Below are 23354 nucleotides of genomic sequence, written 5' to 3' on the forward strand. Positions count from 1 at the left end.
GTTCTTCCGGTTGTCGTCTGCGTCGCAGTGCGGCCGGGTGTCTTTCAGAAGTCTTCAGTCCGCGGGTTGGCGTTGGTCTGATCCAGCATCGACACAACTTCCGCCTTCCATCCAGCTTTTATTTTCAGCGCCAATTGCGACGGGGGGCGATGATCCGGCGACAGGATGGCGTATTCGTATCTGAGGGGGTCCTTGAAAGGCAGGAATACCACACGGCCATGCGAGATATTCAGCTTCCGTTCCGTCGCAACGGTCAACGGATCGACAATCGAGCAGCACTGCCCCGATCCAACAAACGGAATGAGCGGAAGAAAATACTGGCACGTCACACTTGGTTTGTAAGTGGCGGCAACCATCTGAAAAGCGCGTTGCACTTTCTTCTGAAAAGGGTGGGTGTCATACAGTCCACCCATTGGCACATCATCGAGATCTGAAATCGTAACGGCCTTTTCTTGCGCCAACGGGTTGTCCCGATCCATTGCGCAAAAGCAGTCTCCGCTGATGATCTCTGCCGTGAATTGCGGTTTCTTTCCGACTGGGTGTTCGAAATCTGCAAACCCGAAATCAATGTTCTGAGTGCCTGCAAGTTCCATTATCTGTGGCGAACTGCGGGTCGACAGCGTAACCCGGATGTCCGGATTCCCGCCAACGGAACGGCTGATGAAATTCGGGAAGGCAAAAATGGACGGTCCCGGCATTGCTGCAATGTTCAGGTTGCCCGAACTTCCTTTAAGAAGCCCGTGCATCGTGCTGGAAATCGTAGATAATCTGTCCAGTATTCCGGTGGTCTCGGCCAGCAGGTAGTGCGCCTCTGGCACTGGGATCAGACGCCGGCCTTTTCGTTCGAAAAGGGTCAGTCCAAGACTTCTTTCCAGGTTCTTGATTGCCAGGCTGATAGCAGGTTGTGTCCTGTTTAGCTTCTTTGCGGTTTGAGAGATGGACCCGGTTTCCATCACCTCACGAAAAACGGTCAATTGAGCAAGGTTCATGTTTAATATATAAGCAAAACTTTCGTTTTGTTAAATATAACAAATTTGTATTTATGATAAAACTCCATAGGCTGAACGGATCAGAATTCGGACAAACCGAATCCAATGATCCACAACTGGGAGCTTACGATGAGATTGATGAAATGCCTGACGGGTTTGGCTTTGGCGGGTGCATTGGCTGCACCGGCGCTTGCACAGGACCCAACCTTTTTCCGCATCGGCACCGGCGGTGCAGGCGGCACTTATTTCCCGATCGGCGGGACCATCGCCAACGGAATTTCGGCCCCTCCGGGCTCACGCCCCTGCGAAGAGGGCGGCCAATGCGGCGTGCCCGGGTTGATCGCGATTGCACAGTCGACAACGGCGTCAGTCTTCAACAATGCCGCCGTGCAAAACGGCGAGCTTGAGGCCGGCCTGGCCGCGGCAGATGTAACCCGTTCGATGTATCTGGGTGAGGGCAAATTTGAAGGCAAACCCCACCCGAAACTGCGCATCGTCGCAAACCTGTTCCCCGAAGACCTGCACCTGGTTCTTCCCGCAGGCCAGACGATCAACGATCTGAGTGATCTCAAAGGCAAGCGCGTTGGTATTGCCCAGGCTGGTTCCGGCACGCAGGTGGCCGTGTTGCAAATGCTGGAAGCCTGGGGCGTCAACCGTGACAACATGGATGAGGCCGAGTTGAACAACAGCCAGAGCGCCGAACGTCTGGCCGATGGCCAACTGGACGCCTATTTCTACGCAGCAGGATGGCCGGTTGCCGCAATGGTGCAGCTGTCTTCGACCAAGGGCATGAACCTGCATTCCTTCAGCGATGAAGATTTGGCAAAGATCAACGAGATCATTCCTGCCTATATCCCGTCCGCTATCCCGGGTGGTGTATATGAAGGCATCGATTCCGAAACCAAGACCCCTGCGGTAAGCGCGATGCTGGTTGTTTCATCAGATCTGTCCGAAGATCTGGTCTATCAGCTGACCAAGGCCCTGTGGAACGACAACACGCGCAAGCTGCTGGACAACGGCCATGCAAAGGGCAAGCAGATCACGCCTGACACTGCGCTCGACGGCGTCGAGGCGCTGGGTGTTCCGCTGCATCCGGGTGCCGAGAAATTCTATAAAGAAGCCGGTCTTCTTCAATAACCACACCTGACTGAAACCTGTCGTCGGTGCCCCTTCTTGGGGCACCGCACTCTGGAATTATGCGAAATCGGGGGGCCATCATGTCCGAGACCCAGAAATTTGATGACCACGAACTGACGGCCGAGGAACTGGCGGCCATCGAAGAACAGTTCGACGAAGGCGCCGCTGTCCGGCAGGTCACGCCCACGGCAGGCAAGGTGTTGCGTGTCGTCGCCCTGATCTTTGCATTCTACGAATTCTTCACCGCTGGGTTCGGTCTGCCTGCCGACCACTGGCATATGGGCATCTATCTGGCTCTGCTGTTCATTCTGGTCTACGCCACGATCCCGATTGTCGGGGCCAAAAGCCTCTATGCTCTCAAAGTCAGTCGCTTCCGCATCGGCAACGTCCCTCTTTATGATCTGGTGTTCATGGCGCTTGGCATCATCGCCGCACTTTACGTGGGTTTCGCCTGGCGCGGCATCCCGTTCCTGGGGATCGAGGAACAAACCTTCCGCATGGGCAACCCAAACATCTATGATGTGATCCTCGGCGTCATCATCATCCTTCTGGTATTGGACATTGCGCGCCGCACGCTTGGTTGGGTATTGCCGCTGATCATCTGCGTATTCATCTCATACGCGCTGATGGGCCCCTATTTTCCCGGATTGCTGCAACATCCGGGCGTGAACTTCAAAACCTTCGTATCGTCAATGTACTTTCCGCAGGAAGGAATCTATGGCGTGACGCTTTGGGTCGTTTCGACCATCGTGTTCCACTTTGTCCTGTTCGGTGTGATCGCTCAGCGAACGGGGCTTGGACAATTGTTCATTGATAACGCAACCATTTTGGCGGGTCGCTATACGGGCGGTCCGGCCAAAGTGTCGGTGGTATCCTCGGCCTTCTTCGGCACGATCTCGGGCTCTTCGGTGGCTAACACCGTTTCGACCGGCGCGCTGACAATTCCCAACATGAAGCGCCTTGGATACCCCGGTCACTTTGCAGGCGGGGTCGAGGCCGCGTCTTCGGCCGGTGGTCAGATCACTCCGCCCATCATGGGTGCTGCGGCCTTCATCATGGCCGAGTTCCTCGAGGTGCCCTATACCACAATCGTGATCGCAGCGATCTTTCCGGCGATCCTGCACTATGTCGGCGTCTTTGCCGTGGTGCATCTGATGGCACGCAAGCTGAACCTGCAAGGTCTGGCGAAAGAGCAATTGCCGCAGCTCAAGGCCGTCTGGGCCGAGGGTTGGGCCAATATCGTGCCGCTGATCGGTCTGCTGGTGGTTCTGTTCACTGGATACACGCCCTTCATGTCGGCCTTCTGCGGCATATCTCTGGCGGTGATCGCGGGCATGTCGCGGATCAAGCAACCGCCAACACTGATCTACGCAGCGGCGTTTCTTGCGTTCGTGCTTTGGAAGTTCTCCGACGGTGGGTTCGACCTGTCCATGACGGCGATTCTGTGCGGATTGTCGGTAATCGCCACGCTGAACCCGCAGAAACGGATCGAAGTGCCCGAGATGCTGCAAGCGGTTGAGTTGGGTGTGAAATACTCTCTGGCCGTGGGCGCTGCAGCCGCTGCGGTAGGTATCGTCGTTGGTGTGATCAACACAACCGGTATCGGTTTCCGCATCGGGTTCATGGTTACTCAGGGCGCAGGAAACCTCGCCGCGGACCTTTACAACATGATTTCGTTCGGCAGCTGGCAATTGTTTGCGATGGAAGACCTGCAATTGTTTATCTCGCTGGTCTTCATTGCCATCGTTTGCATCCTGATGGGTGCCGGCATCCCGACCACGGCGCTGTACATCATGCTCGTCTCGGTGGCGCAGCCGGCGCTGGCGCAGTTGGGGGTTCCACCCATCGCCAGCCATCTGTTCGTGTTGTATTACGGCGTGGTCTCCGAGATCACACCTCCGGTCTGTACGTCGGCCTATGCGGCGGCGGCGATTGCGAATTCCAACCCGTTCCGCACCGGGCTGTCCGCCTTTACGCTGGGACTGGGCAAGGTCATCGCGCCAATGGCGTTCGTCTATGCGCCGGTTTTGCTGTTCGTGTCTTCCACCGGGTTCGATCTTTGGGAATTCACCTATACCGCCGCCAGCTGTATTGCCGGCGTCATCGCCCTTTCGGCAGCGGTCGTGGGGTATTGGTTGCAGCCACTCAACCTCGTGTCGCGCATCCTGATGGCCATTGCCGGGATTATCTTCGTGGCGCCCACGCTGACGGCTGACCTGATCGCATTGGCGGTGGCGTCTCCTGTCATCGTAACACAGGTGATCGCCCGCAGCCGAATTCAAGCAACGGTCTGACATGCCTGAACAAGTGACCATCATCGGCGCCGGGATAGTCGGTCTGTGCTGTGCGCTCTCGTTGCAGGAGCGCGGTATTGCCGTGCGTCTGATCGACCGTGGAGAACCGGGGCAGGAGACATCGTTCGGCAATGCCGGTGTCGTCTCGCCCTGGTCGGTCATTCCACAGGCCACGCCGGGTATCTGGAAAACGATCCCCGGGATGCTGTTGGACCCGAAAAGCGCGTTGACCGTCAGACCTGCGTACTGGCCCAGGATGATACCCTGGGGCCTGAGGTTCCTGAAGAATTCAAGCGTGAAATCCGTACGCAATATCTCGGACGCAATGGAGGTGCTGTGCCGCCCTTCGATAGATCTGTACCGAAGACATCTGCAAAATACCGGGCACGAAGACCTTTTTGTTGATTCCAACTATATCCACGCGTTTCGCAACCCGGATCAGGCTGACCTGAAAGAACTGGGATATCTGATCCGGCAGGAAAAAGGCGGACATCTAGAGCGGATCGACGGACCGGAATTGCGCCGGATCGAACCTGCGTTGTCCAGAGATTTCAAGGCTGCGATCCTGATCAAGGGACAGGCGCGGGTCACATCTCCTGGCCGGGTCGGTGCGGTTTTGGCCGACAAGACACGTCAACAAGGCGCCGAGTTCGTGCGGACAGAAGTCAAAGAATTAAAGCGCACGGAAGACGGACAATGGCACTTAACGTCACCGGCCGGCGCGCTTCACGCCGATACTGTCGTGCTGGCCGCCGGGGTTTGGTCTGCCGGGTTGCTGAAACCTTTGGGTTTGCCCGTGCCACTGGTGGCCGAGCGTGGATACCATGTCCAATTCCCGACCCCCTCTGCCAGCCTGGAAAACTCGGTGATGGACGTGGATGCCAAGGTGGTGGCCAGTTCGATGCAGGACGGTCTGCGTGTGGCGGGCACGGCCGAATTCGGCAGCATCGACGCGCCGTCAGATCCACGCAAACAGTCGCTTCTGACCGCACAGGCCCGCGCAATGATGCCGGATCTGAACACCACGGATACACAGTTCTGGATGGGCCGACGCCCGTCTTTTCCCGACAGTTTGCCTGCGATCGGTCCGGTTGAAGGACACAAGGGCCTGTTCACCGCCTTTGGTCATTCCCATTACGGTTTGATGATGGCCCCCAAAACAGGTGAGTTGGTGGCTGACCTGGTGTCAGGGCAACGCCTCAACATCCCATTGGATTCATTCGCCTTGTCGCGATTTTGACGCGCAACAACCACCGTTTCGAAGAAGGATTACCCCATCATGCCGATCTATCAGGGTGGACAGAATATCTGCGGAGCCTCTATCGGGGTTTTGTGTCTGGAAAGCTATTTTCCCAAACCTCCCGGTCATATCAAGAACCCTTCCAGCCTGCCATTCCCGGTGCTGTACGAGATGATAGATGGCGTCACGGTGCCAAAGCTGCTGAACAATCCGACGCCTGATCTGCTGAACCCATTCATAAAAGGCGCGCAACGGCTTGAGGCTGAAGGCGTGCGCGCGATTACCGGAAGCTGCGGGTTTCTCGCTCTGTTCCAAAAAGAACTGGCCGCAGCCGTATCGGTGCCTGTTTTCGCTTCGAGCCTGATACAGGTGCCGTTGGCCTTTCACATGACCGGGGCCAGCGCACCGGTCGGGGTGATTACAGCGGATTCGTCAGCGCTGACGCAACGCCATTTTGAAGGCGTTGGAGCGGGGGGCGTTCCGGTGGCCGTACAGGGTCTGGAACACACCAGTGAGTTTGCCGAAGTCATCCTGCGCAACGCGCGCAACCGAATGGACACAGATCTGATCGAGGCCGAAGTGCTGGACACTGCACGCAGGCTGAAGCGCGAAACGCCCGAAATACGCTCTGTGGTGTTGGAATGCACAGATCTTCCGCCTTATGCAAAGCGCATTCAAGAAGACCTGAAACTGCCGGTCTTTGACCTGACGACGCTGGCGCAAATGGCGCACAATGTAAGCGCGCGCACAGGGTATTGCGGGCTGATGCCGTGGGGCTGAGGCCCTTGCAGGCTCGTGTTTTCGTCCAATGGCTCAGACATGTCGAATAGCCGCGAAAACAGTCGCTGTTTGCCGATGCCTTTCGAAGGACCGATACAAGGGACTTTCCCTTGCTGAAACGGCTGGTTAAGAAGCCCTTCCACTGCCGTTTCAGGAGGCCCCCTTGGACCGTATCGCCCGCACCATAGCCACCGAGATCAATGCACGTCCCGATCAGGTCGGTGCTGCGATCAATCTATTGGACGACGGAGCGACGGTTCCCTTTGTCGCCCGCTATCGGAAAGAAGCAACCGGTGGGTTGGACGACACTCAATTGCGCCTTCTGTCCGAGCGTTTGACCTATCTGCGTGAGCTTGAGGCACGGCGGGAAACCATCCTGAAGTCAATAAAAGAACAGGGGAAGCTGACCGAAGATCTGAGTAAATCGATAGCTCGGGCAGAAACCAAGGCACAGCTGGAAGACATCTATCTGCCTTACAAGCCCAAGCGGCGCACCAAGGCGATGATCGCGCGTGAAAACGGGCTGGAACCCCTGGTCGAAGCCATTCTGGCCGATCGCGATGCGGACCCGGAAACACTGGCCGGGGCATACCTGAGCGAGGCCGTTGCCACCCCTCGTGACGCGCTGAACGGCGCGCGGGACATTCTGACCGAACGATTGACGGAAAATGCGACTCTGCTGGGTGAGTTGCGGGCCTTCATGCAGCGCGAGGCGCTGCTCAGTGCACGGGTTGTCGACGGGAATGAACAGGAAGGCGCCAAGTTCAGTGATTATTTTGACCATTCCGAACGATGGGCGGATGTTCCGTCGCATAGGGCATTGGCAATGCTGCGGGCGTCAAAAGAGGACATTGTTTCACTTGATATCGCGCCGGAACCAGAGTTCGGGGCAGCTCGGGCCGAATCCATCGTGGCCGCGCATTTGCAGACCCGTGGCCAAGGGCCGGGTGATGCCTGGTTGCGCAAGGTTGCCGGGTGGACATGGCGGGTTAAGCTTTCGCTGTCGATGATGGTCGAACTGATGGCCGAACTGCGCAGTCGGGCACAGGATGAGGCAATTCAGGTCTTTTCACGCAACCTCAAGGACTTGCTGTTTGCTGCTCCGGCGGGTGCCAAGGCCACCTTGGGTCTTGATCCCGGCATCCGCACCGGCGTGAAAGCGGCGGTGGTTGACGCGACGGGCAAGGTCGTGGCCACTGACACGTTATATCCCTTTCAACCCAAAAACGATTTACGCGGAGCGCAGGCTGCCATCCTGAATCTGATCTCGGCCCATCAGATCGAACTGATCGCCATCGGAAACGGAACAGCGAGCCGAGAAACCGAACGGTTGGTTGCGGATACGCTGGCTCTGCTTCCCAAGGCGGCAAAAGCACCAACCAAGGTGGTAGTGTCTGAAGCGGGGGCTTCGGTCTATTCCGCGTCGGAGCTGGCAGCACGAGAGTTTCCCGATCTGGACGTTTCGCTGCGTGGGGCGGTGTCCATCGCCCGGCGATTGCAGGACCCTTTGGCAGAACTGGTCAAAATCGAACCGAAATCCATCGGCGTCGGGCAATATCAGCATGACGTTGACCAGCACCGCCTGTCGCAATCCCTGGATTCCGCGATCGAGGATGTCGTGAACGCGGTCGGGGTTGACCTGAACACGGCCTCTGCACCTTTGCTTGCGCGCGTGTCGGGGCTGGGCCCCGCGCAAGCCGAAGCCATCGTCGCCCATCGCGATCTGAACGGGCCGTTCCAATCACGCAAGGACCTGTTGTCCGTTGCCGGGCTGGGGCCGCGTGCCTTTGAACAATGCGCCGGGTTTCTTCGCGTGAGGGACGGCGCCGAACCGCTTGATGCGTCGTCGGTGCACCCCGAAGCCTATGAAGTCGCCCGCCGCGTCGTGTCGGCCTGCGGGCGGGATATCAGGCACATCATGGGCCATGAGGGGGCCTTGAAAGGGTTGCGGGCACAACAATTCGTAACCGAAGATTTCGGCCTGCCCACGGTTCTGGATATCTTTGCCGAGCTTGAGAAACCCGGACGAGACCCCCGGCCCAGCTTTGTCACGGCCACTTTCGCGGATGGCATCGAAGAGATAACCGATCTGAAGCCCGGAATGGTTCTTGAAGGCACCGTGACAAACGTGGCGGCCTTTGGGGCCTTTGTGGATGTGGGCGTTCATCAGGACGGTCTGGTTCACGTCAGCCAGTTGGCCGACCGCTTCGTCAAGGACCCGCACGAGGTCGTCAAGGCCGGGCAAGTCGTGAAAGTGCGCGTTGTCGAGGTGGATGTACCCAGAAAACGGATCGGGCTTTCGATGCGCAAACAGGGCGGCGGCGGAAAGCGGCGCGCCTGATCTGCAATCTGCACATTATCCGGGCGTAACGACATGAAGGCGTTACCCGCCGGAAATAGCGTGCAGACCGATACGGGCAGCCGGCATGCGTTGTTTTCATTGCGCGCTGAACTGGGTATCAGCAAGAGAGTTCTCAGCGTCGCCAATCGGATCGAAATGGATACGACAGTTCATGCAGTACCACAACACGCCTTACGACAAGCTTCAGGTCGGTGATACTGCCGAGCTGGCCCGCACGTGCTCGGTCGATGATTTCTATGTGTTCGCCAACAATTCCGGCAACCACAATCCGCTTCATCTGGCCAGCGAAGACGGCGACGGCGACCACATCAACGAAGCGGTTGCCCCTGCCATGTTCGTGGGGGCCCTGATCTCGGCCGTTTTGGGGAACGTTCTGCCGGGGGCAGGGACGCTCTACAAATCGCAGCGATTTGATTTTGTGGAAAGGGCGCATGCCGGTGATGAGCTGGTATCCAAAGTCACCGTTCTGGAAAAGCGATCAAACCGGGAGGTTGTCTTTGACACGGTCGTTACGCGCCCATCGGACGGTGCCGTGATCGTCAGCGGGCAGGCCGTCGTGATCGCGCCGGAGAAAGAGATGGTGTTCGCCGAGTTGGATTTGCCCGGGCTGGTGGTGAAACGTCATCGTCACTTTGATGCCATGCTGGAAAAGGTGCGCCCGCTGCCGCCCATGCCGACCGCTGTCGTGGCCCCGGAAGAGCCCAACGCCTTGGGTGGGGCGCTGCTGGCCGCGCATGAGACGATCATCACACCCATTCTGATCGGTGATCCGGACAAAATCGCGAACGCGGCCGTCGAAATCGGAGCGTCGTTGGATGGGATTGAAATCATTCCGCAGAGCGATCACGTCGGTGCGGCCAATGCGGCGGTCGATCTGGTTGCAGAAGGTCGAGCGAAAGCGCTGATGAAAGGGCATCTGCATACGGATGAATTGCTGAAGGCTGCGCTCAGGCGTGAAAACGGCCTGCGCACCGGCCGCCGCTTTACCCATGTCTTTGTCATGGACGTGCCCGGACAACCCAGACCTTTGTTGGTGACGGACGCGGCGATCAATATCGAGCCGGACCTTGAAACCAAGATTGATATTGTCCAGAACGCAATCGACCTGGCCCTGTCTCTGGGGATCGAAAACCCCAGGGCGGGTGTTCTGTCTGCCATCGAAACCGTCAATCCGGCGATCCGATCCTCGGTTGATGCGGCTTTGCTGTCGAAAATGGCGGAACGCGGTCAGATCACGGGCGGGCTTGTTGACGGCCCCCTTGCCATGGACAATGCCGTCAGCCTTGCGGCTGCGCGTTCCAAAGGGATTGTGTCGGATGTCGCGGGCAAAACCGATATTCTGGTGGTGCCAAATCTGGATGCTGGGAACATGATGGCCAAGCAACTGACCTATATCGCCAATGCAGAAGGGGCCGGTCTGGTCATGGGGGCCAAAGCTCCGATCATTTTGACAAGCCGCGCCGATGACGACAAAGCCCGGTTGGCATCCTGTGCGGTGGCGGCACTGCACGAAGTCTTTTCCTTACCGCGCACCGGAGCACCCGCATGACACATGTCGTGACACTGAACGCTGGATCGTCTTCCATGAAATTTGGTCTGTTCGAGCTGACCGATGACGATCCGATCATGGTGTGCACCGGCGCTGTGGAGCGGATTGGAGAGCCAGAGCCGCTTGTCAAGGCAAAGTCTTCCGACGGAAGTGTCCTTGCCAGCGGCACCGCCGGAGAAATACGCGATCACGCCACAGCGCTGGACTGGGTTTTGAACCTGCTTGCGCGCTCATTTCCAAACAGCGACGTGACTGCGGTCGGGCATCGTGTTGTCCATGGTGGACCTGACATCGACGCTCCGGTGCCATTGACCAAGGCGTCCATTCAAGAGCTGGATAAGCTGTCGCCGTTCGCGCCTTTGCATCAGCCGCACAATCTGGCCGGAGCAAGGGCCGCGATGGAACGTTTTCCGAATGCGGTTCAGATTGCCTGTTTCGACACCGCCTTTCACCGCAATCATCCGTGGGAGAATGACGTTTTTGCCTTGCCGCGAGAGTATTACGACAAAGGTGTTCGGCGTTATGGCTTTCACGGGCTCAGCTATGAATTCATTTCGGATCACATGGCAAAGACAGCGCCGCTTTTGCACGAAGGGCGCGTGGTCGTGGCCCATCTGGGAAATGGTGCATCGATGTGTGCGATGATCGGAGGGCGTTCCGTCGGATCGACCATGGGGTTTTCGGCACTGGACGGGCTGCCAATGGGGTCACGCTGTGGTCAACTTGATCCCGGCGTGGTCCTGTATCTGATGGACCAGGAAGGGCTGAGCGCTGACGAAATCTCAGACCTGTTGTTCCGGAAATCTGGGCTGTTGGGCCTGTCCGGGCTGTCCAACGATATGCGTACCCTGGAAAAGGCGGACACACGCGAAAGCCGACAGGCGATCAGCTATTTCACCTTCCGTATCCGGCGCGAGCTTGGCGCGATGGCGGCCATTCTCGGCGGTATCGACGCCTTGGTGTTTACCGGTGGGATCGGAGAAAACTCACGTCTGGTGCGTGAGCGGGTATGCTCTGGGATGGGGTGGCTGGGCATCGAGCTCAATCCTGATGCAAATGCGGACAATGACCGGATCATTTCAACCGATCTGTCCCGCGTCGTAGTGATGGCAATCCCGACCAATGAAGAACTGGTCATTGCCCGTGCGGCGGCTGACCTGTTGGCAAAACGCCCACGGCTCAGAACTGCCTAGCGATCTACGTTTCGACATAGGTCCAGCGATAGGCAGGCGGGGTCGGTCCCTTGTTCCGGCCGCCTTGCTGCATCTGTTCCCACGCATGGGCTAGAATGCCAACAGATCTGGATAGGCAAAACAGACCGCGTGCCAGTGGGGGCGCAAAACCCAACTCGGCATAGATCACCGCGGTGGCACCATCTATGTTCATTGGAACGGGCTTCCCTTTGCGCCGGGCCAACTCTGCCTCGATCGCCTGTCCGATCTGTAGGAACTGACCATCGCAAGCCCCGTCCTTCACAGCATCACGGACCAACGCCATCAGACGTGGTGCGCGCGGATCCGTCGGCGTGTGGAACCGATGGCCAAAACCCGGCAATATCTTTCCTTCACGCTCGATCCACTCGTCCAGCGTTTGATCCAACCGGCCAGGATGTTGCGCCACGAAATGGTACAGCATAACCGCTTGCTCGCCAGCCCCGCCGTGAATATCCCCCAACATGTTCACTGCGCTCGCCATCGCGTTGTTCAGGGGCAGTCCGCAGGTTGCGGCCATCCGCGCCGTTGCGATCGAAGGCGCCTGAGGCCCATGGTCCACGGCGGCGACCAGCGCGGCCTCGAACAACCGGGCCTGCGCCCCAGATGGTCGGTCGCCACGAACCATGAACCAGATCATCTCGCTGAAACTGAGATTTCCGATCAGATCCTGAATCGGCTCTCCGCGCAGGTCGATCCGGCCCGGTTCCATATCGATGATGGAAGTCGTCCACCAATCGGACACATCGCTCATATGATGCCTTCCTTGCTCAAAGCGTCAATTTCCGCACCGGACAACCCAATTTCAGACCAGATCGTGTTATTGTCTGCCCCAAGTTCAGGCGGCGCGGTTTGGGGCATTTGCCGTTCGCCGTCCATGACAATGGGGCTGCCTGCAAGTTTCATGTCTTCGCCCTGCACCCGCAAAGACCCGATCAGGCCACGACCGGCAAGCTGTTCATCATCAAGCGCCTCGGGCACGGTCAATACCTGCCCGGCCGGCACTCCGATTGCGTTGAGTTCGCTGACCCAGTCTGATGCCGCTCTGGTCCGCAAGGTCTCCTCCAGCGCCGCGCGCAGGGCGTAGCGATTGCGCTTGCGGTCTTCGCGCGTTTCATAGTCCGGGTGGGCCAGCAGGTCTTGCCGGCCCAGATGCTGGGCCAGTGCCTGCCACTGTTCGTCGCGGTTGGCGGCAATGTTGATGGGCGCGTCAGCAGTTGCAAATGTTCCTGACGGCGCTGACGTCGTGTTTTCGTTGCCATGGGCCCCGGGAATGGCGCCGGCGATCAGATAGTTCGACACGACCCAACCCATTGTCGAGATCACGGCTTCGGACATTGCCACATCCAGATAGGCCCCGCGAGGATCCGCGTTCAGGGCAGCGGACACTGCAAAAGCAGCCGTCATCCCACCGATCGTGTCCGCCAAAGGATAGCCAACGCGATAGGGTGCGGTGTCTGGACCGCCGGTGACAGACATCACGCCACTGATACCCTGCACGATCTGGTCATAGGCCGGATCGCCCCGGTGGGGGCCGTTCTGACCAAACCCGCTTATGGCACAGTAAATCAGGCTGGGGTTCACATCGCGCAAGACGCCATACCCAAGTCCAAGCCGATCCATCACACCGGGGCGAAAGTTCTCTACCAATACGTCGGCTGTCTGGACAAGGCGTTTCAGAAGCGCCTTGCCCCGTTCTGATTTCATGTTGAGCGTGATGGACTTCTTTTCAGCATTCTGCGCCAGAAAGCTGACGCCCATACCGGCCTTGTTTCTGGCAGGATCAGCACCCAGAACGCGGGCAAGGTCGCCACCGTCAGGGCGTTCGACCTTGATCACTTCGGCGCCCATGAGCGCCAGTTGATAGCAGCAATACGGACCCGCGAGGACATTCGTCAGATCGAGAACCCGTATTCCTGCCAGTGGCTCAGTCACCGTCCGCAACCCCTGCGGCCCGGGCACGCGCCCGGCGCGCGCGATAGCTGGGCAACAGCACCAGCAGCACCGCGACAACAAGCAGACCCAGCGTCATCGGACGTTCCCAGATGAAAGCAATACCGTCATAGAGCTGCATCGAGCGGGCAAAGTTGTCCTCCATCATCCCCCCGAGGATGAAACCAATCAGCAGCGGCGCAAGCGGGTAGTCGGCAAATTTCAAAGCCGTGGCGCAAACACCGAAGCCAACAAGTATCAAAAGCTCGGTCGCGTTGTTCTGCCCGATATAGGCCCCCATCAGAGTGAAGAACAAAATGAAGGGGATCAGGTAATTGCGCGGAACCGAGAGAACCTTTGCGATATATGGGATCAGCGGCAGGTTCAGGATCAGCAGAACAAGGTTGCCAATGAACATTGACATGATGACGGCCCAGAATATCTGCGGCTCGTCCAGCATCAGCCGTGGGCCGGGTGTCACGTTCAGGGCAATCAGTGCGCCAAGCAGGATCGCGGTTGTGCCAGACCCGGGAATGCCCAGTGTCAGCAGCGGCACGAAAGAACCGGTACATGCCGCGTTGTTCGCCGTTTCGGGCGCAGCCAGACCTTTTATTGACCCTTTGCCGAATTCGTCCTGTTCCTCTTTCGGGGCAATGTTGCGCTCGACCGCGTAGCCGAGGAAGCTGGCAATCGTTGCCCCCGCACCGGGCAGAACCCCGATGAAGAAGCCCTGTACAGATTGGCGGCCGATCACCGGTGCGATGGCCTTGGCTTCACGGCCTGTGATGCGCAGGTCCTTGATCTCGCCGTCATCCCCCTGAAGGTTTTTGGGTTTGAGCACCAGAAACAGCGCTTCGGGCAGGGCGAACATGGCCATGGCAAGCGTGATGAAGCCAAAGCCCGATTGCAGATCCATGATACCCATTGTGAAACGCGGCAGGTTGAACAATGCGCCTTCACCGACCGTTGCCATGATCAACCCAAGTAGCGTCATGATGACGGCTTTGGCCACTTGACCGGTGCCTGCGAAGGCTGCGATTGCCGACAGGCCCACGACCATAAGCGCGAAATACTCGGCCGAGTGGAACAGCAGTGCCACCGAAGACAGAGCAGGGGCAAAGACCATCAACAAAATCGCCCCGATCGTACCGCCGGCAAAACTTGCAATAGCTGCAACAGTCAACGCTTTGCCCGCTTTGCCCTGGCGGGCCATCGGATAGCCGTCGAAACTGGATGCAACAGTGCCCGCGACCCCCGGCGCGTTGAGAAGGATCGAAGATGTCGAACCGCCAAAGATGGCGCCGTAATACACTCCGGCCAGCAGGATCAGCGCTGCGGACGGGTCGCCCATGGAAATCGCGACCGGGATCATGATGGCGATGATCGACATCGGCCCAAGACCCGGAAGCATGCCGATGAACGTGCCGATCAGGCACCCTGCGATTACCATCAGCAGGTTTTGAATTGAAAACGCCGTTTGCAGACCGATCAGAAGTCCTTCGAGCATGTCAGCCTCCGAAAATGCCCGGCAATGGGCGCATGTAGATGCCAAGAACTTCCTGAACCAGATACCAGACCGCGCCTGTGGCGATCAGCGCGACGGGTAGCATGACGTGCCATTTGCGCTCACCCAGAATGAAAGACCCGAGGATCAGAAAGGCCGAGGTCGAGATCAGAAATCCAACAGGGCGCAAGCAAAGCGCGTAAATCACCATCAAGGCCAGCAACATAAGCGCTTGATCAAGGTGGTATTCCCCCAGTCGCCGGTAATCGATGTCGGCTTCCTTTGGTTCCGCTTTTTCAAAGCCCAGCAAAATAACCGTGGTGGTGACGACACCCAGAACCGACAGCACTTTGGGGAAGGTGCTGGGCCAGATCGGGTTTCGCTGCATGAAAGGGGGCAGGCTGCCGTCCATCGTGAACCATGCGGCGTAGCCATATGTCAAACATACACCCAGAAGAATGAGCGCGATCCAGCGATCCAGCGCCATGAGAGCCCCTCCCTGTTCCTGTTCGTGGGAAGGCAGAGCGGCGGATCCGCTCTGCCGAAAACGGACTTAGAGGAAGCCCAGCTTTTTCATCAGATCGCCGATCTGCTGTTCCTGCTGCTCCAGGAAGGTCTGGAAATCTGCGCCCGAGTTGTGGATGTTGACCCAACCGTTGCGTGCACGAACCTCTTCCCATTCCTGGGTGTCGTACATCTTGGCAATCGCTTCCTGGTAGGCGGCCAGTTTTTCTTCGGGCAGGCCGGGGGCCGCGAAGAAGCCGCGCCAGTTCACGAAAGTGGTATCAATACCCTGTTCCTTCATCGTCATCGCGTCAGGAGCCGCATCAACGCGCTCTTCGGATGTCACGCCGATAATCTTGACTTCACCCGCATTCGCCAGATCGACCGCTTCCGAGAAACCGGTGGACAAGGCGGCGATTTCACCCGACAGCAGGGCCGCCATGGCTTTGCCGCCCGCATCATAGGGGATGTATTTCACGCCAAGCGCATCCTTGCCCGCTGCTTCCATCACCATCGCCGCCACCAGATGGTCCATGCCGCCGGGAACCGAGCCGCCACCGATCGCTGTGCCGCCTGGGTCCGCATCAAAAGCGGCAAGCAGATCCGCCATCGAGTTGATCGGGCTGTCTTTGCCTACAACGATCGCGGCATAGTCGCCGATAGTGCCCGAAACCAGCGTCAGATCGCGGAAGTTGTGAGGAAATACACCGGTCAATGAGCGGATCACGATCGGCGTCGAATTCACCATCAGAGTGCCATGGTTGCTGTCGGCATTTTCAATCAGATATCCAATGGCTTTGCCACCACCGCCGCCCGACATGTTTTCGTATGACGCCGTGCCAACAAGGCCAGCTTTTGTCAGCGCTTCGCCTGTGCCGCGCGCGGTTCCGTCCCAGCCGCCACCGGCGCCACCGGGGATCAGAAAGTGAATGCTGTCCACGACCTGATGGCCATCAGCCAAAGCCGGCCCTGCCAGGCCAATTGCGGCCACAGCCGCGATCAGGGCGCGACGGCCCAGTGTGAATGTCGTCATGATGTCCTCCCATTTGACAACCAGCCGCATGGCGGCTCAGATTGGGTGGAACAAAAACACATCAACCTGACATCAACCTGTCACGCACGAAAAATAGCAAAAATCCCATGAAATTCCTCCTTGTGGAAGACAATCTTGATCTGGCGAACGCCATCTGTTCGCGCATGAGGTTAGACGGCCATGTGGTTGATCATGCGTCTAAATTGGACGAGGCGACTGCCTTTACCGAAACTCAGGAATACGACCTTATTCTGTTGGATATCATGTTGCCGGATGGGGACGGGCGCGACTTTCTCAAACGGCATCGCGCAGGTCATCTGGATACCCCCGTGATCGTTTTGACCGCACGCAGCCAGGTTTCGGATCGAATCGGTTCGCTGGATCTGGGGGCCGACGACTATGTCACCAAACCGTTCGACCACGCCGAACTCGAGGCCCGCTGCCGCGCCGTTCTGCGTCGCAAATCCGGGAATTCACGGACAACGATAGAAGTGGGCGGAATAGTCTTTGATCCATTGGCAGGTCATCTGACCGTAGGGGATGAGACTGTTTCGTTGCGCAACCGGGAACTGCGCCTTCTGGAACTGTTCATCAGCGCGCCTGGTCAGGTTTTTTCGAAACAGAAACTGACCGACCGGCTTTTTTCTTATGATGACGATGTCTCGGACAATGCAATCGAGGTTTACGTTGGCCGCCTTCGTAAACATCTTGAACCGTCGGACCTGAAGATCACCACGCTTCGCGGTCTTGGATACAGGCTGGATCATGCCTCCTGATCCCCCTCCTGATCCCTATGTGTCAGGATCGCTTCGGAACAGGCTGGTCCTGACTTTGATCGGTGGTGCCGCGATATTGGCGTTTCTTCTGTTCATCGCGGTTCGCAACTATGCCGCACAGGTCGCGCAACAAGGGCAGGACAACATCCTTGGGGCGTCGGTCACCTCAATTCTGGACGCGGCTGCCTTGCGCGACGGTCAGTTGGAGGTTGATATTCCCTATGCAGCCTTCGCCATGCTCAGCACACCGTCCGACGACCGGGTTTTTTACGCAATTTTTCAGGATGGCGCGTTTCTTTCAGGATATGAAGATCTGCAGCCGGCCACAGGGAAATTCGACGGCAAGTGGAGCTTTCAAACCAGTCGGATAAGGGGTGAAACCATACGTCAGGTCAGTGCTCAGCGAACCCTGGTGGGCCTGAACAAACAAACCGTCATCGAGGTCGCGTTGGGCCAAACGCAGGACGCGCTTGCGGAAACTCTGGACCAGATTTCACGCAACGCGGCGATTTTGGGCGTCGGGTTCTTTGCCCTTGCCGCTGCGCTGTCGTTCTGGGCCACCTCGTCTACGATTGGCCAATTGAACAGGCTTACGACCTCTGTCACCCGGCGCGGCCCACAGGACCTGAGCCCGTTCAAAAAGCCCGTACCCCGGGAAATGGCGCCTTTGGTGGCGTCGTTGAACTCTTTAATGGGGCGACTGGATCAGTCATTGAGCCAATCGGAAGATTTCATCGCCGAAGCGGCCCACCGGGTGCGCACCCCTTTGGCAACCGTTCGATCTTATGCCGATGCCACGTTGCAGAGGGTTGAAAAGGAAGAAAATCGCGAAGCATTGCGCTCAATGGTGCGGGCGATTGATGAAAGCTCGCGCGCGGCGGGGCAATTGCTGGATCATGCGATGATCACGTTCCGCGCCGATCATCTGGAGCGCGAAGACATTGATCTCAATGCTTTGGTCCGTGATCTGGTGCAGCGTCTCACGCCAATCGCCGAGATGAAGGACTTGTCGCTTTCCCTGAGTGGCGATCCAAAGGTTTCCTACTCGGGTGATCCGATTCTTATTCAAAACGCTGTGCGCAACATGATCGACAACGCTCTGAAATATGCCCCTGCGGACAGTGTCGTACGCATCGAGGTTGTTTCGGAGCCACGCATTCAGATAATTGTCAAAGACCTTGGGCCGGGGTTTCCTCCTGACGAGATCGGCACTTTGACGCGCCGTTTTGAGCGCGGGAAGAACGCAAGCGGAACCATCGGATCCGGATTGGGCCTTACAATCGTTCAGGACGTGGCATCTGCGCATGGTGGCTCACTGGAATTGACCAATCGGCAGGGGGGCGGCGCGTGCGTTATCTTATCGCTTTGATTTTCTTCAGCCTTCCTGTCGTTGTTGCCGCCCAAACCTGGGAGGACAGGCAGGTTTTCAACGCCTCGGCAAATGAGGCGCATCTACGCGTGATCTCAAGCACGGACACCTTTCTGTTCGAACCCTTGATTGCGGGTTTCATCGAACAAAACCCTGGTATCTCTGTCGAATACCTGGTGACCGGCACCGCAGATATCGACCGAATAGTCCGCGCCGCGCCGGAAGACTTCGATGTTGTCATATCCAGCGCGATGGATCTGCAACTGAAGCTGGCAAACGACGGTTTCGGGCGTATCATCGACGACATATCGCTGCCATCCTGGGCCCAATGGCATCAAAGCCTGTTCGCGTTCACATCGGAACCGGCGACAATCGTGATTAACCGCGCGGCCTTTGCCGGCGGCCCCATCCCCGAGACCCGGCAACAACTAATCGAAATCCTTCGTTTGCGTCCCGATGATTTCAGGGGCCGTGTGGGCACCTATGACATCCGTCAATCCGGTCTGGGTTATCTGTTCGCAACGCAGGATGCCCGCGCGTCCGAGACGTATTGGCGGCTTATGGAGGTGATGGGTGGATTGGACGTACGCCTGTACTGTTGTTCGGCGGATATGATCGATGACCTCGTCAAAGGTGAGATTGCAGTGGCTTACAACGTTCTGGGCAGCTACGCCGAAGCCCGCGCCGGAAGCAAGGACACGGTGGAAATCATTCTGCCGTCGGATTTTCAGACGACCATGATGCGCACGGCCATGGTGCTGAATGGCACCCCGCAACCGGACGCCGCCACGTCTTTTCTCAAACACCTGATTTCCAACCAAACCAAACGGGTAGGCGACCCCGTTACCTTGCCGCCCTTGGCCCCGCACGAAACTGGCACCGATCGCGAAATGATTGGGCTGGACCCGGGGCTCATGACATTTCTGGACAGGCTGAAACGCCGCCGTTTTCTGGCTGAATGGGAAAACGCGGTCATCCAGCGATAACCGCGTCCGCATCATTCGCGAAACGCGCGGTTGAAGTAGTCTGCCATCGGTTTCACAAGATAGGACAACGGCGTGCGTTCGTCGGTCTTGATCAGTGTCTCAACCGGCATACCCGGCAAAAGCTCCTGGCCGTTGAGCCGGTCGATCTCACCGTCGTTCAGCACCACTTCGGCGCGGTAAAAGGTGAAACCGGACTGTTCATCCGTGAACGTGTCCGCAGAGACATTGTTGACCTGTCCTTCGAGTTCGGGTGTTTCGCGCTGATTGAACGCCGGAAAGCGCAGGGCAACGGATTGCCCGACATGCAACTGATCCACATGGATCGCATCCACCCGCGCTGCCACCAACAGCGGCGTGTCCTGCGGAACCACATACATCATGGGTTCGCCCGGCTGGATGACCGATTGCAGGGCAAAAACTTGACTGCCGTAAACCGTACCGCTGACAGGTGCGCGAATTTCAAGCCTGGCCAGACGTTCCGCCAGGGACAAACGTCGTTCCCACAGCTCTGCCACCTGCGCCTGAACGTCCCGCAAAGTAGTGATCGCTTCTTCCCGCCGGGTCGCGGTCAGTTCGACAATCTTGATCTCGGTTGATGCAATCTGTCCCTTCAGGCGCGCAACGGAGGCTTCAAGTTTGCCGATTTCGCCTGTCAGGCTGGCTTCTTCGCGTTGCAGCGCCAGCACGCGGCTGTTTTGTGTCAGACCCCTGCTCAACAGGCTTTGCTGATCCTTCAACTCCGCCTCGATCAACTCTGTCTGGCGGCGCAACGAGACCAACTGAGCCTGCGTGCCTGCGATCTCGCTTTCTATCTGAACCAACTGTTTGCGCAGTTGTTCGTCCTGCTTGGACAGCGTTTCCAGCCGGGCATCGAACAGGTTCTGTTGCCCTGCAATCAGGTCCGGATCGATATCGTATTCTTTTTGAACCTCAGCCAGGCGCGTGGCCAATTCTTCGGATGTCAGGCCATCCCGCTCGGCCTCCAGCCGGGCGCGGCGGGCCAGAAGATCAAAGAGTTGAGATTCTACAATCGTCTGTTCTGAAGACAGAAATGTGTCATCCAACCGCAAAAGCAAATCGCCCGAGGCAACCGTATCACCGTCGCGCACGAAAATCTCGCCGACCACGCCGCCGTCAGGATGTTCAACGACCTGACGGTTGCTTTGAACTTCAATGACGCCCGAAGATACAATCGCCCCGGCCAGCCGCGTTTTCACGGCCCAAAGGCCCAACCCGCCGACCAGAATGCCAAGGGCAAGAAATCCCACTAGCGCAGGTATTTTGATGCCCCAGACGGGGACGGGTGTCTTGGTTGATTTTTTCGCCATTATTCACCTACGGGGCTAAGCTTGCGCTTAATCGCGCCCGCATTCTGGACCATTGCGTTCAGAACCTCGTCGCGGCTGCCAAACCTCACCACCTGGCCTTTTTCCACAACAGCAAGATCGTCACATTCCGAAATGGCCTGCGGGCGGTGCGTCATGATGATGGCGGCCTTTCCCGCTTCCTTGAGGCCGCGCACGGCTGCATTCAAAGCTTCGGTGCCATCTGCGTCGAGGGCCGAGTTCGGTTCGTCCAAAATAAGAAGGACCGGGTCGCCATACAGCGCACGGGCCAGCGCAATGCGCTGTTTCTGACCGCCCGACAACTGACTGTCATTGCCTTCAAGAAAGGTGCCGTAACCCTTTTCCAATGACAGAATCAGTTCGTGTGCCTTGGCCTTCTTGGCCGCCGCAACCACCGCTTCTGAATCCGGGTTTTCCGACATCCGTGCAATATTTTCAGCAACGGTTCCGTTGAACAGGGTCACCTGCTGCGGCAAGTATCCGATATGGCTGCCCAGATCGTTGGGATCATATTGGTCCAACGTGGCCCCGCCCAACCGGATCTCGCCAGCCGCCGGTCTCCAAAGCCCAAGCAGAGCCTTGGCCAGGGTCGTCTTGCCCGACCCACTTTTCCCGATCACACCAAGCGCCTTTCCCGGTTCCAGTTTCAGGTTAACATTCCGCAACGTTGGCGCAGTAGCACCCGGAGGGATTACCGTCAGGGATTTGGCTTCCAATTGGGATTTGGGGATCGGCAAACGAATCCGCTGTTCCTCTGGCGGCGTCTGGTCCAGAAACCGGTTCAACGAACTCCACGCCGTGCGTGCCCGTTCGACCAAACTCCATTGGCCGACAGCCTGTTCCACCGGGGCCAAGGCCCGTCCCAAGAGAATCGAGCCCGCAATCATCGCCCCGGGCGTCATTTCGTTTTGCAGTACCAACCACGCGCCCAAAGCCAGCATGGCAGATTGCAGGAAAAGCCGAAGCGATTTCGTCAGCGACGTGAAGCTACCAGTCCAGTCACTGGCGGAAATGCTTTGACGCAAAGCTTCGGAACGCTGGTTCAACCACCGCCTGGTCACGTCCGCCTGCATTCCCTGAGAGCGCACAACCTCAGCTGCTTGCCTTGCGTGTTCGGAAAAGGCATTCGCCCGAGCCGCCGCGGATTGTGCCTCGGCCACCTTACGGCTGGTCAGGGCCTGGTTGAGTAATGCGATCACCACAAGCAGCACGCCACTTGCAACGGCCAACCAGCCAAGAAGTGGATGAAAAATGAATATCGCCCCCAGGAAGACAGGTGTCCACGGAATATCCATAACTGCAAGCAACACGGGCGAAGAGCACAAGGTGCGAATGGTCTCGAGATCGCGCAATGCAGTCGCCGGAGCCGATCGCACCTGAGGCACCAGAGATCGGCGCATTGTGGCTTCGAAAACGCGCTCATCCAGCTGCGACTGGAACCGCGCACCAAAGCGGGCAACGATGCGACCGCGCGCATAGTCCAGCATGGCCATCAGCGCATAAAGCAACGCAACAAGCAAAAACAGTGCGGTCAGAGTTTCAACTGCCCGTGAACCAAGAACCCGATCATATACTTGCAGCATGAACAGCGGACCTGTCAGCATGAGCAGGTTGACGAAGATGCTGAACAAAAACGCCAAGGCCAGAAAGGCAATGCCCTGATTGCGCACGTTGCGCAATTCATGGCGAGGGGCCGCTGACAGGCGGTGTTGAGGTTTCACAGTTTAAAATCCACATCATTCGGACAGGCATCGCCGCATTTAGAAAGTTAGTTCAGCATTGCCAAGTTTGCACATGTTTTTTTGAGCAAGAAACCGCAGACTGCGGGCTGGAAGAAGCACTTTTTGGCCAACGTCGCAAAGACTGTCTCAACGTTTGAACTCGGTGGTTCCGACGCGCAGTAACTATGCGGTAACTATGCGGTCGCGGCCAAAAGCACCTGACCAGTTCCGAGGTCTGGGCCAACGCAAGATCAGGTTGTCGGCGACGGATACGCCAATGATGGCCCGCACAATCCGCGTCAGGTGATGACTGATTGCAAAGCCTGCGTCAGCGCCCGAGATCAAAATAAGAGCGCCTACTCAGGCTGCACAGAAGATGCGTGTTCGCGCATTTCAGCAGCGCGACCGCACAAACTATCAGGGCCAATAGGACAAACGAATAATACCTCCTCGCAAAGATGTTTGGAGTATCACCGTGATCGATCGCGGAACTTCGCGCGGGACACTATGGGTTTAAGATGTTGCCAGAACTGCCTGGAAACACCGGTGGTGGCTTGCTGGCGGCAGGATGTGTTGCTACGGCTCCGCTCAAACCTTGGCGATTTGTTTTCACTCTGCTGT

18 protein-coding genes are annotated in these 23354 nt (G+C 57.8%); 10 read left to right on the forward strand and 8 right to left on the reverse strand.

Annotation, left to right across the window (positions count from 1 at the left end):
• Window positions 1-44: 44 nt before the first annotated feature.
• Complete coding sequence (locus GS612_RS00455; RefSeq protein ID WP_171638717.1) at window positions 45-989, reverse strand: LysR family transcriptional regulator; 945 nt, start codon at window positions 987-989, stop codon at window positions 45-47.
• A gap of 129 nt (window positions 990-1118) precedes the next feature.
• Between GS612_RS00455 and GS612_RS00460 the strand changes: the two genes are divergently transcribed.
• From GS612_RS00460 to GS612_RS00490, 7 genes are all read left to right on the forward strand, one after another.
• On the forward strand, window positions 1119-2126 hold the full coding sequence (locus GS612_RS00460; RefSeq protein WP_171119318.1) for a TAXI family TRAP transporter solute-binding subunit: 1008 nt from the start codon (window positions 1119-1121) through the stop codon (window positions 2124-2126).
• An 80-nt stretch (window positions 2127-2206) separates the two neighbouring features.
• The gene (locus tag GS612_RS00465; RefSeq protein ID WP_171638718.1) at window positions 2207-4420 is read left to right on the forward strand and encodes a TRAP transporter fused permease subunit; all 2214 of its coding nucleotides are present in this window, start codon (window positions 2207-2209) and stop codon (window positions 4418-4420) included.
• Between the two features lies 1 nt (window position 4421).
• Window positions 4422-5660, forward strand: coding sequence for an FAD-binding oxidoreductase (locus GS612_RS00470; RefSeq protein WP_171638719.1), 1239 nt, complete (start codon window positions 4422-4424; stop codon window positions 5658-5660).
• A gap of 39 nt (window positions 5661-5699) precedes the next feature.
• A complete protein-coding gene (locus GS612_RS00475) occupies window positions 5700-6440 on the forward strand; it encodes an aspartate/glutamate racemase family protein (RefSeq protein ID WP_171638720.1) in 741 nt (246 codons plus the stop codon).
• A 163-nt stretch (window positions 6441-6603) separates the two neighbouring features.
• Window positions 6604-8781 carry a Tex family protein gene (locus GS612_RS00480; protein WP_171638721.1) on the forward strand — a complete coding sequence of 726 codons (2178 nt, stop codon included), beginning with the start codon at window positions 6604-6606 and terminating at the stop codon, window positions 8779-8781.
• Window positions 8782-8953: 172 nt separating this feature from the next.
• Window positions 8954-10351 (forward strand): bifunctional enoyl-CoA hydratase/phosphate acetyltransferase, encoded by a 1398-nt coding sequence (locus GS612_RS00485; protein WP_171638722.1) that lies wholly within the window; start codon window positions 8954-8956, stop codon window positions 10349-10351.
• Window positions 10348-11544, forward strand: coding sequence for an acetate/propionate family kinase (locus GS612_RS00490; protein WP_171228798.1), 1197 nt, complete (start codon window positions 10348-10350; stop codon window positions 11542-11544). Before GS612_RS00485 ends, GS612_RS00490 begins: the two co-directional genes overlap by 4 nt.
• A 4-nt stretch (window positions 11545-11548) precedes the next feature.
• Here the strand turns inward: GS612_RS00490 and GS612_RS00495 are convergent, their stop codons facing one another.
• From GS612_RS00495 to GS612_RS00515, 5 genes are all read right to left on the reverse strand, one after another.
• Window positions 11549-12316 carry a citryl-CoA lyase gene (locus GS612_RS00495; RefSeq protein WP_171638723.1) on the reverse strand — a complete coding sequence of 256 codons (768 nt, stop codon included), beginning with the start codon at window positions 12314-12316 and terminating at the stop codon, window positions 11549-11551.
• Window positions 12313-13497 (reverse strand): CoA transferase, encoded by a 1185-nt coding sequence (locus tag GS612_RS00500; RefSeq protein ID WP_171638724.1) that lies wholly within the window; start codon window positions 13495-13497, stop codon window positions 12313-12315. The genes GS612_RS00495 and GS612_RS00500 overlap by 4 nt, the downstream gene beginning before the upstream one ends.
• Window positions 13490-15001 (reverse strand): tripartite tricarboxylate transporter permease, encoded by a 1512-nt coding sequence (locus GS612_RS00505; RefSeq protein WP_171638725.1) that lies wholly within the window; start codon window positions 14999-15001, stop codon window positions 13490-13492. The genes GS612_RS00500 and GS612_RS00505 overlap by 8 nt, the downstream gene beginning before the upstream one ends.
• Before the next feature lies 1 nt (window position 15002).
• The gene (locus GS612_RS00510) at window positions 15003-15485 is read right to left on the reverse strand and encodes a tripartite tricarboxylate transporter TctB family protein (protein ID WP_171638726.1); all 483 of its coding nucleotides are present in this window, start codon (window positions 15483-15485) and stop codon (window positions 15003-15005) included.
• Window positions 15486-15551: 66 nt separating this feature from the next.
• Window positions 15552-16535 carry a tripartite tricarboxylate transporter substrate binding protein gene (locus GS612_RS00515; RefSeq protein ID WP_152460310.1) on the reverse strand — a complete coding sequence of 328 codons (984 nt, stop codon included), beginning with the start codon at window positions 16533-16535 and terminating at the stop codon, window positions 15552-15554.
• A 107-nt stretch (window positions 16536-16642) separates the two neighbouring features.
• Here GS612_RS00515 and GS612_RS00520 point away from each other — a divergent pair, with 107 nt between their 5' ends.
• The 3 genes from GS612_RS00520 to GS612_RS00530 are packed head-to-tail and all read left to right on the forward strand — an operon-like array spanning window position 16643 to window position 19666.
• Window positions 16643-17311 carry a response regulator transcription factor gene (locus tag GS612_RS00520; RefSeq protein ID WP_171228792.1) on the forward strand — a complete coding sequence of 223 codons (669 nt, stop codon included), beginning with the start codon at window positions 16643-16645 and terminating at the stop codon, window positions 17309-17311.
• On the forward strand, window positions 17301-18680 hold the full coding sequence (locus GS612_RS00525) for a sensor histidine kinase (RefSeq protein WP_171638727.1): 1380 nt from the start codon (window positions 17301-17303) through the stop codon (window positions 18678-18680). The genes GS612_RS00520 and GS612_RS00525 overlap by 11 nt, the downstream gene beginning before the upstream one ends.
• A complete protein-coding gene (locus GS612_RS00530; protein WP_171638728.1) occupies window positions 18659-19666 on the forward strand; it encodes an extracellular solute-binding protein in 1008 nt (335 codons plus the stop codon). The genes GS612_RS00525 and GS612_RS00530 overlap by 22 nt, the downstream gene beginning before the upstream one ends.
• An 11-nt stretch (window positions 19667-19677) precedes the next feature.
• Here the strand turns inward: GS612_RS00530 and GS612_RS00535 are convergent, their stop codons facing one another.
• Complete coding sequence (locus GS612_RS00535; RefSeq protein ID WP_152460306.1) at window positions 19678-20994, reverse strand: HlyD family type I secretion periplasmic adaptor subunit; 1317 nt, start codon at window positions 20992-20994, stop codon at window positions 19678-19680.
• Complete coding sequence (locus tag GS612_RS00540) at window positions 20994-22733, reverse strand: type I secretion system permease/ATPase (RefSeq protein ID WP_371809250.1); 1740 nt, start codon at window positions 22731-22733, stop codon at window positions 20994-20996. The genes GS612_RS00535 and GS612_RS00540 overlap by 1 nt, the downstream gene beginning before the upstream one ends.
• Between the last annotated feature and the right edge of the window lie 621 nt (window positions 22734-23354).

Origin of the sequence: Ruegeria sp. HKCCD6157, from assembly GCF_013110685.1 — a bacterium.
Taxonomy (GTDB): Bacteria; Pseudomonadota; Alphaproteobacteria; order Rhodobacterales; family Rhodobacteraceae; genus Ruegeria.

What these genes read in the sequence shown, in the direction of transcription:
- GS612_RS00465 (WP_171638718.1), top strand. Translation starts at nt 2,207, where the DNA reads ATGTCCGAGACCCAGAAATTTGATGACCACGAACTGACGGCCGAGGAA.
- GS612_RS00495 (WP_171638723.1), bottom strand. Translation starts at nt 12,316, where the DNA reads ATGAGCGATGTGTCCGATTGGTGGACGACTTCCATCATCGATATGGAA.
- GS612_RS00470 (WP_171638719.1), top strand. Translation starts at nt 4,422, where the DNA reads ATGCCTGAACAAGTGACCATCATCGGCGCCGGGATAGTCGGTCTGTGC.
- GS612_RS00460 (WP_171119318.1), top strand. Translation starts at nt 1,119, where the DNA reads ATGAGATTGATGAAATGCCTGACGGGTTTGGCTTTGGCGGGTGCATTG.
- GS612_RS00475 (WP_171638720.1), top strand. Translation starts at nt 5,700, where the DNA reads ATGCCGATCTATCAGGGTGGACAGAATATCTGCGGAGCCTCTATCGGG.
- GS612_RS00490 (WP_171228798.1), top strand. Translation starts at nt 10,348, where the DNA reads ATGACACATGTCGTGACACTGAACGCTGGATCGTCTTCCATGAAATTT.
- GS612_RS00510 (WP_171638726.1), bottom strand. Translation starts at nt 15,485, where the DNA reads ATGGCGCTGGATCGCTGGATCGCGCTCATTCTTCTGGGTGTATGTTTG.
- GS612_RS00505 (WP_171638725.1), bottom strand. Translation starts at nt 15,001, where the DNA reads ATGCTCGAAGGACTTCTGATCGGTCTGCAAACGGCGTTTTCAATTCAA.
- GS612_RS00525 (WP_171638727.1), top strand. Translation starts at nt 17,301, where the DNA reads ATGCCTCCTGATCCCCCTCCTGATCCCTATGTGTCAGGATCGCTTCGG.
- GS612_RS00455 (WP_171638717.1), bottom strand. Translation starts at nt 989, where the DNA reads ATGAACCTTGCTCAATTGACCGTTTTTCGTGAGGTGATGGAAACCGGG.
- GS612_RS00485 (WP_171638722.1), top strand. Translation starts at nt 8,954, where the DNA reads ATGCAGTACCACAACACGCCTTACGACAAGCTTCAGGTCGGTGATACT.
- GS612_RS00535 (WP_152460306.1), bottom strand. Translation starts at nt 20,994, where the DNA reads ATGGCGAAAAAATCAACCAAGACACCCGTCCCCGTCTGGGGCATCAAA.
- GS612_RS00515 (WP_152460310.1), bottom strand. Translation starts at nt 16,535, where the DNA reads ATGACGACATTCACACTGGGCCGTCGCGCCCTGATCGCGGCTGTGGCC.
- GS612_RS00520 (WP_171228792.1), top strand. Translation starts at nt 16,643, where the DNA reads ATGAAATTCCTCCTTGTGGAAGACAATCTTGATCTGGCGAACGCCATC.